The organism is Streptomyces tailanensis (assembly GCF_008386495.1).
Taxonomy (GTDB): domain Bacteria; phylum Actinomycetota; class Actinomycetes; order Streptomycetales; family Streptomycetaceae; genus Streptomyces; species Streptomyces tailanensis.
The window spans coordinates 141,188-155,904 of record NZ_VTHJ01000009.1; the positions used below are offsets into that span (position 1 = coordinate 141,188).

Here is a 14,717-nt window from a genome sequence, read left to right on the forward strand (position 1 = left end):
CGCTCTCCCAGAGCGCCATAGGTCAGGCCATCGGCCTGTCTCCCTCGCGGACCAGGTGCCAGGCCTTGGCGAACAGCTCGGGGAGTGTCCCCGGGAGCAGCTCGAAGGCCCTCACCTCGCTCCGGTCTGCGCTCAGCTGCGCTCCGATCAGGGGCGCTTTCCAGGACTCCATCGGTGGCAGCGGCTTCTTGGCGCGTGCCCATGGGCCGGGCAGGAAGAGCGTGCGTCCCGCGCGGGCCCGGCGGTCCTCCACCACCAGGCCGCTCGCCACCAGCTCCGCTGCGGCTGCCTTGTGGCGGGCCGGTGTCCAGGCGTTCCAGCGCCGCACATTGCGGTCCGATGGCACGGGGAGCAGGAGGAGCTGAAGATAGAGGGCGGCAGCGTCCTCGGAGAGGTCGAGGGTGGCGGCAACGTCGGCGACCAGGTCGGGGGCGCAGGCGCGCGGGTCGGACTCGTAGCGGCCCGGAGGCAGGTCGTCGGCGGTGATGCGGGCCATGACGCGGTCGCAGGTGCCATCCGTCAGCCAGTCCCAGCGCCGGCTCCCCAGGTTGCCGCGGATCACGCCTGAGTAAGGGACGCGGGCCGGTGAGTCGCGCCGGGCCAGTACCTTGCGCAGATGCTGGACGACTTCTGGCGCCCCGGCGCGTATGGGATCCCCGGCGGGGAGGTCCGCGTATGCCCACGGCAGGCCGGCGAAGAGGGCGTCCGCGACGGTTGTGGCGTCGTAGTCGCCCATGACGTCCCACGCGGTGCGCAGGTGGCGGTGCTCGGACGGGCAGGGCCAGACCCGCAGGTAGAAACCCGGCGGCAGGGTGGCGTTCGCCGGGTCCAGGAACAGGTGGCACAGGTGGGTCGCTGGCATCCGGGTCTCCAGGGCCACCGCGGCCTGCCAGGTGCTCCACGGCGCGTGCGGACGGGCGCCGTGCTGCTCCGCCCAGGCCGCGGCGGTGCGCTCCGCGACGCGGGCGAGGCCACCCGGCTGCCACAGGTCCACGGGGTCCGCGGGCATCACCTCGGCCGGCAGGGCGAGCCGCTCGTCGTCGTGCAGCATCGACAACTCGTCACGCGCCGCTTCGAGTTCGCCGACCTTGAAGCCGAACACGGCGCGCTCGTGCTCGTCGAGGAAGGGCTGACGGTAATTGCCCGAGCCGAGGTTGCCGGCCAGCACGAGGGCGGCGGCGGGGCGGCTCAGGCCGGTCGCCTCGCTCAGGGCGAGCGCCGCGTCGGCGTCCCAGGCGACCGGGCCGCGCTCCCGGACGAGCTCCACCAGACGCAGCAACTGCTCGGGGGTGCCCCAACCGCGGTGGCAGTCCACGACGTAGAGCGGTTCCTCGGGGCGCGGGGCGGCCTCGCCGCCGGGGAGCACGGCCTCGAAGTAGAGGGTCCTGCGCGCGGCCGGCAGGTGCAGGCCGAAGGAGGCGCCCTGGTGGTCGCGGACAGTGAATGAGGTCGTTCCGGCGAGCCGGCCCAGGCGGAAACGGTAGGCCGGGTCGGCGAACGGCGTTCGCGCCCACATCTCCAGGAAGTCGAGCAGCACCTCGCGACGCTCTGGTCTGGTCGCGAGGGCGGCCGCGCGCAGCGCGAGTCCGCCCGGGCGGCCGACGAGCTCTGTCCAGCTGCCCGCCGCGGGCGGGCGGACCTCTCTTTCGCCCGGCTCGGGCCTCCAACTTCCCTCGATGTAGCGGCCGATGCGTCGGATGTCGGCGAAGGAGTCGTGGTTCCAGCAGCCCGACGCCCCGACGAGACCCTGCAGGGCGGCGGAGGAGTCGAATCCGCTCCACCGGCGGGGGGTTCGGGGTACAGCCGTGTCGATCGTGTTCATACGCCCGATCATGACGCACGGCACTGACAACTCGACGTCGGCCGCTGGCAATTCATGGGGCCCTCGCTCAGCACTTTCACCTGGCTGGCCGGCCGGCACTGAGGCAAGGGCGGTCACCGCTCCAGCAAACGCACGCGACGCGACGCGGCGACGACGCGGCGACGACGCGGCGGGCCAAGGCCGTTCCCGGGTATGGCTCACCCAACCCGGTCGGCGGCCCGCCTGTCCTGCCTCGGTCACCTGTTCCTTGGCTGCATCACCGGGAGCGGTCATGAGCGGTGCTCACCGGTCTGGACGGTGCGGGTCAGCGAGGCCGCAGCGACTCGGGCAGACCGGCCTAGCGCACGGAACGCGGTATTCCTTACCCTCGTGACCGAGGCGCCGGTGGGCTGTTTCGCCCCTCCCCGCCCGGGGACTCGGTGCTCATGGTGCACATCGGATACACGATGATGACCGAGCAGGCCGGCCCCCGTGAGCTCGTCGACCATCTGGCGCGGGCCGAGGAGGCGGGCTTCGACTTCTCGGTGACCTCCGACCACTACTTCCCGTGGCTGCGCTCGCAGGGGCACTCGCCGTACGCGTGGAGCGTGCTGGGCGCGGCCGCCCAGGCGACCTCGCGCATTCCGCTGATGACGTACGTGACCTGCCCGACGTTCCGCTATCACCCGGCGGTGGTGGCGCAGAAGGCGGCGACGATGCAGTTGCTGTCGCAGGGGCGGTTCCGGCTGGGGCTCGGCTCAGGTGAGAATCTCAACGAGCATGTGGTGGGCGGCGGTTGGCCGTCCGTCGACGTGCGGCATGAAATGCTCGAAGAGGCGGTGGAGATCATCCGGGCGCTCTTCGAGGGCGGCCATGTGAATCACCACGGGGCGCACTACGACGTGGAATCCGCCCGGCTGTGGGACCTGCCGGACGAGCCGCCGCCCCTCGGCATCGCCGTCTCCGGCGAGCAGTCCTGCGCCCTCGCGGGCAGGCTCGCCGACCTGGTCATCGCCACGGAGCCCGAGCCGGGGCTGCTCCAGTCCTTCGACCGGCACGGCGGTGCGGGCAAGCCGCGCGTGGGTCAGCTGCCCGTGTGCTACGACCCCGACCGCGACACGGCCGTCCGGCGCGCACATGCCCAGTTCCGCTGGTTCGGCGGCGGCTGGAAGGTCAACTCCGAGCTGCCGCACCCGGATTCGTTCGAAGCGGCCACGCGGTTCGTCACGCCCGACGACGTCGCCGCGTCCATCCCGTGTGGCGACGATCCGGAAGCCTTCGTCGAGGCCGTACGCCCGTACGCCGAGGCCGGGTTCACCGAGATCGCCCTGGTGCAGATCGGCGGCGAGTCGCAGCCCGCCTATCTGGACTGGTCGGAGAAGACGCTGCTGCCCGCGCTACGCGACGCCTTCGTATGACGCCACGCCGCGACGGTGCGAGGGCCGTCGAAGCCTCCCCCTCGGACCCCGGGCCGGCCCCCCGGCGCTGAGACGCTAGCGAGCGCTAGCGCTCCGAGCCGGCCGGCCGGGCGTCCGTGTCCTCGTCGCCCTGAGCCGTGGCGGCGGGGCGCAGGGCCTTGGCGCTGTCCTTCAGGCGCTCCAGCGTGCGCGTCAGCTGCTGGAACGGAGACGTCGTCCGCGTCCCGGACGGCTGCTGTCCGCCGGGGGCGGCCTCGGCGGACTCGCGGTAGGCGGCGAGCGCCTCGTGGGCGCGCTCGGTCGCCTCCCGGTACAGGTTCCGGGAATCCGTCATGGCCTCCAGCGCCTCGGCGTACATCGCCACCCGCTTCCGTTCCCGGGCGAGTTCCTCCTCGAGAGTGAGGAGGTGCCAGTCCTCCCGCAGCGCGGTGAGGGCGTCGTCGGCACCGTCCGGCAGCGGCCGCGGCAGCGCGGCGAACCGCGTCACCGCCGCGACGAGGTCGGCCGGCTCCGAACCGTCCAGGAACACCGCGCGTACGGCGAAGTCCTCGGCGTCGTAACCGGACGGGGCCGGGGTGCCGGGCAGCGCCACCGCACCGCCGCGTGGCACCTCCACGTCGAACTCCCGCAGCGCCCAGTTCACGACCCGCAGCTGATGGGGCGCGGCCCGGTGTTCCACGACGCGGTGGCGCAGGCTCGGCGGCAGCCATCGCGCGAGGGGCAGCCGCCCGCGCTCGTCCGTGCTCATGGCCTCGTGGACGACGACGTGGACACACCATCCGCCGTGCCCGGAATTCCTCAGCAGGCGCCGTGCGTCCTTGTCGTCCTCGGGCAGGGGGTTGATCCTGCTCAGCGACAGGCCTGTGGCGGCGTCGTGGTCCCAGTCGCCGTACTCCGGCCAGAACCGGGTGACGGGGGACGGCCATGCCGGGTCCCACGGCTGTTCCGCCTCCGCGAGCAGGGTCCACTCCCGCCCGCCGCCCAGGTCGGGCGCGAGGCCCAGCCGGGCGCGTACGGTCACGTCGTCGGGAACCCGCCAACGGGCCTCGAAGACCTGCTCCGGAAAGTCGCCCCCGGCGTCGGGCACTTCCCGGAAGTCGTCGATGACCTGGCTGTCCTTGAGCTGTCGCAGGGTGTGACGGAGTACGCCTTCCGCGTCGGGTCCGACGTGGCGGCCGCGAGCCGGCCACACCGTGGGAGGCGTCGTGGGGCGGGCTGTGGGGGAGGTCGGCATGAGTCCACCGGGGAGCAGGGGCACGTATGGATACCAGTATCGTCGCCGCGGCCCGGCGGAGATCACTGGGGGTCCCACCGACCTCCGCCGCTGCCGCGCCGCCCAGTCGGCGAGCCGGCTTCGCGCTCCATGATCACTCAGCCCACCTGCACAAGGTCCTCCTCCCTGTCCGCCTCGGCGGAGAGGAGGTGTTCACACAACGATCTTGGACACCCTCGTTCTCGTCTCCGCAGACACCCCTCGGAATCGACCATCTAGGATGTCGGCCGCGCGTCGACGTCACATGCGGTTGCCGTCGCGCGCGGTCGTGCCTCATGGGCGTCGGTCGTACGTCCGTGAGCCGTCCATCTGGCTGTGTCCGGGTATCCCGGGGATCCGGGTATCTGTATCTACGGGGGCGAACTTCGGTGTTCGGAATCATCAGGCCATGCCGTCATCGCTTGGGCGAGGCCATGCGTACCGAGTGGATGGCGCATCTGTGTGGGCTGTGCCTGGCGCTGCGCGGCGAGTACGGGCAGTTCGCGCGGGTGGCCACCAACTACGACGGCCTGATCGTCTCGGTCCTGACCGAGGCGCAGTCGGAGCGTACCGGCGACTGGCGGCGAGGCGCCGGTCCGTGCCCGCTGCGCGGGATGCGGTCGGCGGACGTGGCACAGGGCGAGGGCGCGCGGCTGGCGGCGACGGTGTCGCTGGTGCTGGCCGCGGCGAAGATACGTGATCACGTGACCGACGGTGACGGCCTGTTGGGGCGCCGCCCGGTAACGCTGGCGGCACGTCGGATCGCCCATGGCTGGGACCGTGCGGGCGCCGCGGGCGGCGAACGGCTCGGCTTCGACACCGCGGTGCTGCTCGATGCGGTCGAACGCCAGGCGGAGATCGAGCGGTTGGCCGGTCCCGGCGGCTTGCTGCTGACGGTCACGGAGCCCACGGAGACGGCGACCGCCGCCGCCTTCGAGCACACCGCGGTGCTCGTCGGCCGCCCGGGCAACGCCGAACCGCTGGCGGAGGCCGGCCGTCTGTTCGGTCGGCTGGCGCATCTGCTGGACGCGGTGGAGGACCTGGACGCGGACGAGGCGTCCGGCGCGTGGAACCCGATCGCCGTGACCGGCGCGGACCGCGCCGAGGTGCGCCGGCTCTGCGACGACGCCATCCATGGGATCCGACTCGCCCTGTCCGAAGCCGAGTTCGTCGACGGGCGGCTGGTACGAGCGCTTCTGGGTGGCGAGTTGGAGCGTGCCGTCGACCGCGTCTTCGCCCCCCGGCACGGTCACCACCAGCACCGCCACCAGGCTCGGGGCCCGCGCATGCTGCCCTGGCTGGCACGCCGTACGGCGACGGAATCGCCCTCGGAGACCGGCACGGGCACGGCTTGTGGCGTCGGGGCGCTTGCGGGCGCGGCTCCGGAGGGTGCCTCGATGGCGTCGGGCCGGCCGCGGGAGGGGCAGTGCCGGCGGTGTGGCCAGTGGCGCCAGTTGTGCCGCGATTGCGGATTGTGCTTCAACTGCTGCACCTGCGGCGAGGACGCGGGCCCGGACGACGGAGAGCCCTGGCAGTTCGGCGACGGCAACCGCAACAGCGGCTCGGGCCAGGACGGTTCCGGGCGCGACGGCTGGTTCGGCGGCCCCGGCGGCGGCAACTCGGGCGGATCCTCCGGCGGTTCGGGTGGTGGCGGTCGTGGGTCCGGTGGCTCTGGTGGTTCCGGCGGTGGCTCGGGCGACGGCTGCTGCGGTGGCGGTGGCTGCTGCAACCCGTGCAAGTGCTGCGACTGCTGCGACTGAACGAGGGATGAGCCGGGCGGCCCCGCCCCTGCAGGGGAACCGGATGCGGGGTCCGCTCGTCGCTGTGCGCGTCGAGTACGGCGTACGCCACCGCTCGCGCTCGTGCGGCTGCGCCCCAATGGCGCTACCAGCGGCTGGCGTTGCCCAGTCCTGCAGTACGGCGACGGACGGCAACGGGCGTTGCTCCGGGTACGGGCGCAGCGTCACCGCCCCGAACATGCCCCGACTCCCCATCAACACCACCGGACATCAGCGCGTCGGTTCTATGACTTCCCTGCCGAGCGCTGGATCCATTTGCGGACGACCAACCCCATTGAGTCCACGTTCGCCACCGTCCGCCTGCGCACCGAGGTGACTGGCGGCGCCGGTTCCCGCACCGCCGCCCTGGCGATGGTCTTCAAGCCCGTCGAGTCCGCCCAGCGGCGGTGGCGGGCCGTGAACGCACCCCACCTCGCCGCCCTCGTCCGAGCGGGAGCCCGCTTCGAACGCGGCCAACTGGTCGAGCGCTCCGCCACCGTCGCGGCATAGGGTCTGGTGCACCATGACCGACCACCACACCTACGGCACCAGCACCCACACCGTCGACGAGCTGGTCCGGCTCGTCGGTGACCGCCTCGGGCTGGTCTTCACCGAGCGCGACAGCGATTACCGGGGCATCTACCTCCTTGCCGGCAGCCTCAACGGGCGGATCGAGATCCAGCCCAACGCGATCCCCGGCGACGACGGCGAAGACGACCTCTACGCTCCGGAACACCCCGCGCACCAGGTGCTGTTGCTCACCACCCCTGTCCTGGACCCCGCCCTACAAGCCCGCCTGGGCGCCATCGAAGGGCTCGTCCCCCTGAACCACGAGACCGTGTGAACAGCTATTGATCCACAGCGGGATCAGGTCGAACCCGTAAGCACTTCTCAGGACGCAACCGTGTTGCTGGCAACCTCGTCTCATAACCTCGTGCATGGAGACGTCAGATGCCATGTGTATCCACTTTGAGGAGGCGGTGGTGCTCGGAAGGGGCACGCGGTTGTTCGCAGGCGCCATGATCGTGGTCTGTTCGGTGCTCGTCGGCCCCAGTGCGCCAGGCGGCGCCCTCGTCGCCAGGTCACTGCCCGTCGAAGCCGTCAGGGAGGTCGTCCCGAACCGGGTCATGACGTGGAATATCTGCAACCCCTGCGAGGAAAGCAATGTCGACCGGGCAGCGGAGATCGCCGCGTATGCTCCCCAGGTCATCGGCCTGCAAGAAGCGTGCGTGGGTGATGTCGAGAGGATCCGGGACTATCTGGAGAGCCTTTACGGGCTGGTTTACCACGTCGAGTACGGGATGGTTCTTCGGAATTGGGGCCGCTGCGGGGGAGTGCCGTGGAGTCCGGGGGCTTTCGGCCAGGCGGTCCTCTCGGCGGCACCGATGACGGACCGCGTCAACGTGGAATACCCCGACGGCGGATCCGAAGACCGTGGGTACATGGCGGTCACCACCACCGTGGGCGGTCGGCTCGTCCGGGTCTTCAACACACACCTCGTCCAACGACGTCAAGAGGCAGTCCGTGCAGACCAGACCGGCGTACTCGCCGCCGAGGTCGCCCGGCACGACCGCGCGATCCTTCTCGGCGACTTCAACGCCGTGCCGGAGGCCTCCGAACTCTCCGGGATCTGGGCACTGGCCGCGGATACAGACCCCCAGTGCCGTCCCGCGTCCACCGGCACCTGCAAGCCGACCACCGACTGGCAGAGCAAGTTCGACTACATTTTCCTGCGAGGTCTCGTCCCGCTCGAGCACCGTGTGCATCCGACCTCGTACTCGGATCACCACCTGCTGCACGCCGACCTGGACCCAACGTGAGTGGGCATCACTGGTGTCTTGCCGAGGCGGCATGGAGCTGCCGCCGGTGAATGTTCTGCTGTCGTAGGTGGCTGAGAGTCTGGACCGGTGTTGATAAAAGGCTTCGAGAACGCCCCTCTTACCGAGGGCGAGGACCTGCTGGCGCTGCCGGGGTTCTGGGCGGCCTACCTGATGTGGCTGAGCCGGACAGAGGAGTACGACCCCGTTCCGGAATGGTTCGGTGTCGACGGGGCCGATGCCGACGCGGCCTGCGATGCGCTGAGCGACGAGGACCGGTGGCCTGTCTTCCGGATCCCGTTCGCGGGCGACCACACCGCGGTGGTCCTCGGCTACAACCTTCCCGACGACCCGGGAACGGAGTATTTCATCACCCACCCCGAGTGGGGACGGCATGGCCACCTGGCCACCGTCGGCGGCCACCAGGCCGGCCCGGGACTCTCCTGGAGAGAGCTCACGCACATCGCCCGCACGCCCGACCTCAACGCCCCGGGAGTCCACGCCGAATACGCACGCCTGCTCCTGCTGCTGCCCGCGCTCGGCGACCAGGCCATGCCCGAGGACGCCGCAGACATACTCGGCGACGCGCTGGCGCAGGCGGGCGTCCAGGCCACGCTGGGTCTCGCGGGAGCGCTCCTTGCGGAACACCCCTTGTGGGAGCCGGCTGAATGGACGCTTCCTGCCGCCTCCCCGCTCTCGGGCAGCCAGGAGCCCTTCCTTGGGATCCTGCACTGTGACGGGTCGGCGAGTCCGCGGTGCGGCACTCGCCTCGCCCAGGGCATCACCCGAGAGCAGAGCGACCGACTGGCCCACACACTCGGCACCTGGCCCGCCGCATGAACCGCGCACGCACAGCAGAGGGCCAGAAACAAGTCGCGGGCGGCCCGGGACCCTCTGGACCCCTGGGATTTCGACGCACGGTCACGGTCCCCATGCGCACCACCAGACGGCGTCCGCTGTCGTCGCGCACATCGGCCAACTCGGCTGCACAGGCGTTCGTTTCGGCCTCCAGCGCGGCGGCCGGCTTCCGCCGCGCGCCCTCCCCGACGATCTCGTCGATCAGGGAAGAGCCGTTGGTGGTGGTGCCGTCGGCGTTCACTACGCTGAGCAGTCGGGTAGCTCCGGGGCATTGCTGCACCGGAGCCCCCTAAGAACCGGACGTGCGAGTCATCCCCGCATCCGGCTCAAGCTGGCCTGTGGCTGCCGGTGGGTGTCGTGCTTCCGGTCGCCAGCGTGTGCCTGGCGATGACAGGTCGTGTGGATCAGCTCCAGGTTGCTCGGGTGGTCGCTGCCGCCCTTGCTGCGGTAGGTCAGATGATGCACTTCAGCTGCGAGTTCCGTCAGCGCCACGTCGAGGGCGGCGTTCGCCTCCCGGTCGCGGCCCTGCTGGGCAAGGGTGGGCAGCAGCGCCCAGGCGTGGAGCTGGGCGCGGACCAGGCCGCCGGGGGCTCCGGCCGCGCCGCGCTCGGCATAGGAGCGACGGGAGCCCAGCATCGGTGGTCATCGGATCCGCCCCTTCCTGCCGGCTGGATGCGGCGACGCCGGCGTCGCCGCGACCGTATCCGATCATCTCGGCGGTCCACGCGGACAACTGCCGGACTCGCAACCTGATGCACTCCCAGCTGCCCGGGCTGGGCTCGTAGGCACGGCACAGCATCACCGCTTAGTCCTGGCCGGGCCAGTCTGCGGGGTCGTGTTCCTAGCGGCACAGCATCGACTCCGATAGGCCCGGCGGCAGCAGACCGTCCGCGACGTACAGCTCACCGATCTGAGCGATGGTGTCGGCTCTCGACCGGCCCAACCCCAGCCGCCACGCCTCCAGTTCGGTGACCTCCGAGAGCTCCTCGCGGATCGCCGCGGCGATGTGCTGTCGTCCCCGCGGCCGCGGGGGTTCTGTGGCACCAACCATCACCATTGCGTGCGACTCGGTCCTCGGCGGTGCAACCTGGCTTGACCCGATTCGGACCTCGTGCAGATCGGCATTTTCACGACCTGTACCGTCCCAGGCTCAAGCACTGCAGAGGTGACGGGGAGTGAGAGTGCCGACAGGGATAGGCAACGGCCAAATCACACCAGCGAGCAGGACGGACGGGCCAGGGTTCAGTCCGCGGCGGTCGGTGTGGAGGACGCTCGGTCTGGTGGCGTTCGGGTGGGCAGCCGCCACGGCCAACACCTGCATCGCGTATGTGGCCTTCGGAGCGGACTGGATCCCCATCACCACCGGGGTACTTCTCTGTCTGGTCTTCACCGTCCTGCTGATCCTGCTTCACCGCGCCTGGTGGCTGGCGTTGCTGTCCGCGGTTCCTTCGCTGCTCGTCCTTGTCGGATCTGTCCAGTACGCGCCCGAGGGGGTCCTGGAGCACCGAGGCGTACGCGAGAGCGTTGTGGTCGTGGCGGACAGCGCAACTGGTACGTCCAGCAAGAACCACCGCCTCACCCTTCGGGGTACGGACGGAAACGAGCTGGAAGAGAAGCTGACGTACCGGGGTCGGTCCGGGGCGCCAGAGGTGGGCGAAAGGCTCGACATCGTTCGTGATCCGGGCGGCAAGGTGCCGATGGCGCAGGCCGACACCGTCGATGTCTCAGACGAGTTCGGCCGTCTGGTCGGCGGCACGGTGGGCTGGATGCTGATGGCGATCCTGGCGGGCAGGCGTGGCCATGTCCTGCGCCGCCGGGGCCACGAGCTCAGCGAGCCGTTCGACTGGTGACCCGGGCCCACGGTCCACGATCGGGAGCGGGTACGACCGACCTTCATCCGGCCTGACGGCCGGGGCTCGATGACGAGCGGGCTGACCTCCACCGGACGGTGCGGTTGCAGGGCGGTCGCCCGAACTGAGGGCGCCGAAATACGTTGTGACCGGCGGAAACCTCTCGACGAAATCACGCGGTCGACGTTCTGGGAGATTCAGACATGACAGTTGAAATCGACGATTGGACCTGTCGGGTGGATTTCCCGGAGGGCTGGATCCAACTGATGGCTGCGTCCGGAGAAACCGGCTGGGCCCGGGCAGCCGTGAACTCCCTCAACCCATCCGATCTCGTGGTCTCCGCAGAATCCTTCGAGCAGGGTCTGATCTCCCCGGCCCGGGAAGCCGAGCAGATCCAATCGGTTCTCTCCGCCGCCTTCTTCGTCGCGGGCGGCGCCCACTACGCCACTTTCACCGTCCAGATCTTCGGCGAGGACGGCGTCACTCTCTCGCTGGACGAGGTCGAGGACAGGCTACGCGGCCACAAGGAGATGGTGGGGGAGCCGGGGGTGAGCCGGGTCGACCTGTCCGCCGGCCCGGCAATCCGGTTGCAGGCCAGGTACCAGTCCAAGGGCGTCTTCGGGTTCGGCAAGAAGCTATGGGAGAGCGTCTCGTACGCCCTCCTGGTTCCGCAGACCTCGGATGTCCTCCTGGCGACCACGGCCTGGAACGCCAGTAAGCACAGGCAACAACTTGCCGCAGAGGCGGACGCGTTGATGAAGACCCTGCGTCACGTGCTGCTCGACGCCGAAGGCAATCCGATCTCCGATCCTGGGTCGACCACCTGATCACTGCGCTGGGTTGGCTAACACGTTCACGCCGCCTGGCATCGGGCGAGGGGGACCCTGGGCGACCGGGGTCGGGACGGCGAAGTGGAGTAGACCCGCCGCCGGGCCTGTGCTTCGGCCTCGGCATGTCCGTCGTCAGGCATCAGCGACTCCCTCCTACCGCTGGGCGGTCTCGGCACGATGCTCAGGGAGTTCACCGAGCTGGCGAACTTCGGCCCGCCCCGCCATCGGCGGCATCGAGCTGCTGGTATCCCGGCTTCCCAACGTCGGAGAGGTCGTCGGCCAGTCGCTGCCGGATGGGCTGGGGACGCGCAGCGCCGCGCTGTCGGCGCTGGCCGGCGTGCAGCCCCAAGTGCTCTCGCTGTCCGAGGGCTCACTGGCAGCCGGTCCGCCCGTGGTAGAGGATCGCGTTCACGATCTCCCGCATGTCGTAGGCGCCTTGATGGCCGCTGACCGGGCGGTGCCGGTCCTTCCGCGCGGTGATCACCGGCTCGATACCACTGCTCGTCCGATAAGTCACCGGGATACGGCTTGCGTTCACTCACCCCGCCGACCCCAGCAGGTGATCAGGTAATCGAAAAGTGCCCCTGACCAGCAAGAATGAGGATTGTCGAGGTCCTTGTTCCTGCCACCCCGGAGGCACTTCTCAGGTGCAGAGGACTATCGGGTCGTACCCGCGCGTCCGGGTCGAGGACAGTGGCCGCGGGGTGGCTCGCAGGCCGGCTCGGTCCTGCTGGTGGAAACGGCCCGCAAGACTGGTCTTGACCAGGCGATATCCGTGGCTCTTGCCCCGTGGCGGAAGCCTCGGGCCGTCCATGATCCGGGCAGGGTCCTGCTGGACGTCGCACTCGCGGTCGCGCTCGGCGGAGACTGTCTCGCCGATATCGCCGTGCTGCGAGCCGAGCCGAGCCGGCGTGCGGCGGGCCAGGGACCGCGTCCAGGCCAAGGAGATCGCGGTTCGGTTGGGGCTGTAGACGACGTCGGCGAAGGTCGAGGGGGTGCGTTCGACGGTCAGGCGCCTGACCGAGCGGGGGTGGCTGGGGCAGGAGACGTCGGGGATGTTCAGCGTCGGCCGGCGGCCCGTGGCCGTGCCGGACGCCGGCCCATCCGCGTGACCATCGACCTCCGGATCATCGCCTCGGCAAAAGCGGGCAGAACGCCGGCTGTCGCTCGCTGACGGGCGGGCTGCAGCATATCCGTGAACCGTCGCCTGCGGGGCGGGCGCGACGATGTGTACGGGGCGTTCCAGGCGTCGGGGAAGGAGGCGGCGCCGGGGACGACCAGGTTGGTGCGCTCGTCGCATGCCAGGATGGCCCTGAGCCAGGTGCGCACCGCGTGGTGGAAGTCGTATGTGAGCGGCACCGGCGCGAGAAGCCAGTCGCGGCACTGACTGCCCGCGTGCGGGAGGTAGTCGCTCCGGTTTCTGCCGGGCCACGGGCTCTCCGGCTGGATGAGATGCAGTCCGTACCCCAGCTCGGTGAACACATCCAGCGCTCGGCCCAGAGCGACATGGTCGGAGCCGGGCAGGATCTCCAGCACGATCCAGAGCCGGTGCCGGCGTACCGTCTCCAGCGCGCCCGCCAGCACCTGGCCCTCCAGCGTCTCCACATCGATCTTGATGAGGTGGGGCCGGGCCGACCGTTCCTGGGTGAAGGCGTCCAGCGTGGTGACCGGCACGGTCACGCTCTCGGTGTACTTGCGATGCGCGGCGTTGAGGGAGTTGGAGGATTCGCCCTTCAGGGACAGGTGGAGCTCGGCATTGCCCGGCGCATCGGAGACTGCCGAGGTGATCAGCTCGAAGTCGAGGCAGTTGTGTCGGCGGATGTCCTCACAGATGCGCGCCGTGTCCGGTGTCGGTTCGAAGGCGTGCACCGACAACCGGTGGCCGTACAACGCGTCGATCAGCGCCGCATAGAGCCCGATGTGCGCGCCGACGTCGTACACCGCGCTGCCCGGGGGCGCCTGCTGCGCCACAGCCAGCAGCGTCGCCTGGGTCACGGGCTCGTACCCTGCCGGGCCCGATCGGCGCAGCTGCCGCTGTATGGCGGTCTGCTTGCGGCTCAGGACGTTGAGCGCGCGTGGATAGGAGCCGTCGGTCTCAAGGACGCCGGGATGGTGAGGGAGCCTGATGGCAAGAGGCATGGTGAGGAGAACTCCTCCGTATGGTCGGGCAGGCGCTCGAAGGGGCTGGGGGCGGGGAAGTAGCTGTCCAGGAAGCGCTGGACCATTGCCGCGTCGGGGTGTTGTCCGGCGGCACAGGTCACCGTGTCGTTGAGGCAGAAAGCGACATGCGATCGGGCGGCCAGCAGCCGACGCAGCCGTGGGGCGATGCCCGGCTGGGAGATGTCGATGTAGTCGTAGCGGATGCTGCCGGCCACGGCCCGGCCCGTGTGGAACACGTAGTAGTGGTGCAGCGAATTGGTGATCGAGATGTCGTCCGGGCTGCGGAAGGCGTGGGCGGCTGTGCGCTGGTGGGCCTCCGCGAAGACCTGTTCGATCTCGGCGAGCACACTGCGCCGCAGCGCGCACGGTGTGTGCTTCATCTTCTGGGTGACGCAGCTGCCGAAGCGGGCCTCCAGCAGCCGGCGGTTGGTGATGCCCGCGGCGGAGACCGGTACGTCGTCCGCGCCCGCGCTTCCGACGGGTGGCAGCAACGCCTTCGAGAGGAAGAACTTGCTGATGCCGTTGGCCAGGAAGAAGTGCTGCGGCACCGTGGGCCGCCCGAGGAAGACATCGTCGTTGAAGTAGAGGAACTGCTCGGAGAGCCCCTCGATGTGGTGCAGCTGGCTCTCGATGGCGTGCGAGTTGAACGTCGGGGGCGTGCGAGTTGAACGTCGGGAGCACGGCGGGGTCAGTGAAGATCTCCCGGTGGTCGACGACGGTGAGCCGGGGATGCCCGGTCTCCAGCCAGGAGGGCACCTGCTGGTCGGTGACGAGATAGACGTGCCGGATCCAGGGGGCGTACAGGTGCAGCGAGCGCAGCGCATAGCCTCGTCTTCAGTTGGCGGGTTTCGCCAAGCACCGCGCTCAGGTCGCGGTGACAACTCAGCGAACCGCTGCCGCTGGGTGAGGGGCAGCCACTTGCCCAGAGAGGGATGAGCCCATCACCGAGTTGC

12 protein-coding genes and 5 pseudogenes are annotated in these 14,717 nt (G+C 70.0%); 9 read left to right on the forward strand and 8 right to left on the reverse strand.

All coding sequences use genetic code 11. The features are described from left to right. Nucleotides 1–22: 22 nt before the first annotated feature. Entirely contained in the window at nt 23–1,822 is a 1,800-nt protein-coding gene (locus tag F3T56_RS10130; RefSeq protein WP_149824528.1) for a hypothetical protein, read from the reverse strand. 425 nt (nt 1,823–2,247) lie between these two features. Between F3T56_RS10130 and F3T56_RS10135 the strand changes: the two genes are divergently transcribed. After that, complete coding sequence (locus F3T56_RS10135) at nt 2,248–3,219, forward strand: LLM class F420-dependent oxidoreductase (RefSeq protein ID WP_149824530.1); 972 nt, start codon at nt 2,248–2,250, stop codon at nt 3,217–3,219. 85 nt (nt 3,220–3,304) lie between these two features. On the opposite strand, the gene F3T56_RS10140 is transcribed toward F3T56_RS10135, so the two are convergent. After that, on the reverse strand, nt 3,305–4,453 hold the full coding sequence (locus F3T56_RS10140) for a hypothetical protein (RefSeq protein WP_172638876.1): 1,149 nt from the start codon (nt 4,451–4,453) through the stop codon (nt 3,305–3,307). Nucleotides 4,454–4,860: 407 nt separating this feature from the next. Here F3T56_RS10140 and F3T56_RS10145 point away from each other — a divergent pair, with 407 nt between their 5' ends. The 5 genes and pseudogenes from F3T56_RS10145 to F3T56_RS10165 all read left to right on the forward strand — a co-directional run bounded on the left by F3T56_RS10145 (nt 4,861) and on the right by F3T56_RS10165 (nt 8,906). Then, nucleotides 4,861–6,231: a DUF5685 family protein gene (locus F3T56_RS10145; protein ID WP_149824532.1), complete on the forward strand. Its 1,371-nt coding sequence runs from the start codon at nt 4,861–4,863 to the stop codon at nt 6,229–6,231. A 261-nt stretch (nt 6,232–6,492) separates the two neighbouring features. Then, a pseudogene (locus F3T56_RS10150) lies at nt 6,493–6,759 on the forward strand (IS256 family transposase); the annotation flags it as partial. Nucleotides 6,760–6,772: 13 nt separating this feature from the next. Then, nucleotides 6,773–7,093 carry a hypothetical protein gene (locus F3T56_RS10155; protein WP_149824534.1) on the forward strand — a complete coding sequence of 107 codons (321 nt, stop codon included), beginning with the start codon at nt 6,773–6,775 and terminating at the stop codon, nt 7,091–7,093. A gap of 112 nt (nt 7,094–7,205) precedes the next feature. Then, nucleotides 7,206–8,069 carry an endonuclease/exonuclease/phosphatase family protein gene (locus F3T56_RS10160; protein ID WP_246203528.1) on the forward strand — a complete coding sequence of 288 codons (864 nt, stop codon included), beginning with the start codon at nt 7,206–7,208 and terminating at the stop codon, nt 8,067–8,069. 87 nt (nt 8,070–8,156) lie between these two features. Continuing rightward, nucleotides 8,157–8,906 (forward strand): hypothetical protein, encoded by a 750-nt coding sequence (locus tag F3T56_RS10165; RefSeq protein WP_149824538.1) that lies wholly within the window; start codon nt 8,157–8,159, stop codon nt 8,904–8,906. An 88-nt stretch (nt 8,907–8,994) separates the two neighbouring features. Here the strand turns inward: F3T56_RS10165 and F3T56_RS50030 are convergent. The 3 genes and pseudogenes from F3T56_RS50030 to F3T56_RS10180 form a co-directional block, all read right to left on the reverse strand. Continuing rightward, nucleotides 8,995–9,177, reverse strand: a pseudogene (locus F3T56_RS50030) (IS256 family transposase); the annotation flags it as partial. Between the two features lie 56 nt (nt 9,178–9,233). Further along, on the reverse strand, nt 9,234–9,560 hold the full coding sequence (locus tag F3T56_RS47610) for an HNH endonuclease (protein ID WP_246203529.1): 327 nt from the start codon (nt 9,558–9,560) through the stop codon (nt 9,234–9,236). Between the two features lie 205 nt (nt 9,561–9,765). Then, complete coding sequence (locus F3T56_RS10180) at nt 9,766–9,975, reverse strand: hypothetical protein (protein WP_149824540.1); 210 nt, start codon at nt 9,973–9,975, stop codon at nt 9,766–9,768. Between the two features lie 229 nt (nt 9,976–10,204). Here F3T56_RS10180 and F3T56_RS10185 point away from each other — a divergent pair, with 229 nt between their 5' ends. Together F3T56_RS10185 and F3T56_RS10190 are read left to right on the forward strand one after the other, a co-directional pair. Continuing rightward, entirely contained in the window at nt 10,205–10,774 is a 570-nt protein-coding gene (locus F3T56_RS10185; RefSeq protein ID WP_246203530.1) for a hypothetical protein, read from the forward strand. Nucleotides 10,775–10,977: 203 nt separating this feature from the next. Further along, entirely contained in the window at nt 10,978–11,601 is a 624-nt protein-coding gene (locus tag F3T56_RS10190; RefSeq protein ID WP_149824544.1) for a hypothetical protein, read from the forward strand. Between the two features lie 376 nt (nt 11,602–11,977). On the opposite strand, the pseudogene F3T56_RS10195 reads toward F3T56_RS10190, so the two are convergent. Then, nucleotides 11,978–12,146 (reverse strand): annotated as a pseudogene (locus F3T56_RS10195) (transposase); the annotation flags it as partial. 105 nt (nt 12,147–12,251) lie between these two features. Here F3T56_RS10195 and F3T56_RS10200 point away from each other — a divergent pair. After that, a pseudogene (locus tag F3T56_RS10200) lies at nt 12,252–12,511 on the forward strand (transposase); the annotation flags it as partial. Between the two features lie 152 nt (nt 12,512–12,663). Here the strand turns inward: F3T56_RS10200 and F3T56_RS10210 are convergent. Further along, nucleotides 12,664–13,743, reverse strand: a complete 1,080-nt coding sequence (locus tag F3T56_RS10210; RefSeq protein WP_149824546.1) for an FkbM family methyltransferase — start codon at nt 13,741–13,743, stop codon at nt 12,664–12,666. Further along, nucleotides 13,662–14,589 (reverse strand): annotated as a pseudogene (locus F3T56_RS10215) (stealth conserved region 3 domain-containing protein); the annotation flags it as partial. The gene F3T56_RS10210 and the pseudogene F3T56_RS10215, both read right to left, overlap by 82 nt. Between the last annotated feature and the right edge of the window lie 128 nt (nt 14,590–14,717).

Coding starts and splice junctions, on each gene's coding strand:
- F3T56_RS10190 (WP_149824544.1), top strand. CDS start 10,978: ATGACAGTTGAAATCGACGATTGGACCTGTCGGGTGGATTTCCCGGAG.
- F3T56_RS10210 (WP_149824546.1), bottom strand. CDS start 13,743: ATGCCTCTTGCCATCAGGCTCCCTCACCATCCCGGCGTCCTTGAGACC.
- F3T56_RS10155 (WP_149824534.1), top strand. CDS start 6,773: ATGACCGACCACCACACCTACGGCACCAGCACCCACACCGTCGACGAG.
- F3T56_RS10130 (WP_149824528.1), bottom strand. CDS start 1,822: ATGAACACGATCGACACGGCTGTACCCCGAACCCCCCGCCGGTGGAGC.
- F3T56_RS10135 (WP_149824530.1), top strand. CDS start 2,248: ATGGTGCACATCGGATACACGATGATGACCGAGCAGGCCGGCCCCCGT.
- F3T56_RS10180 (WP_149824540.1), bottom strand. CDS start 9,975: ATGGTTGGTGCCACAGAACCCCCGCGGCCGCGGGGACGACAGCACATC.
- F3T56_RS47610 (WP_246203529.1), bottom strand. CDS start 9,560: ATGCTGGGCTCCCGTCGCTCCTATGCCGAGCGCGGCGCGGCCGGAGCC.
- F3T56_RS10160 (WP_246203528.1), top strand. CDS start 7,206: ATGTGTATCCACTTTGAGGAGGCGGTGGTGCTCGGAAGGGGCACGCGG.
- F3T56_RS10140 (WP_172638876.1), bottom strand. CDS start 4,453: ATGCCGACCTCCCCCACAGCCCGCCCCACGACGCCTCCCACGGTGTGG.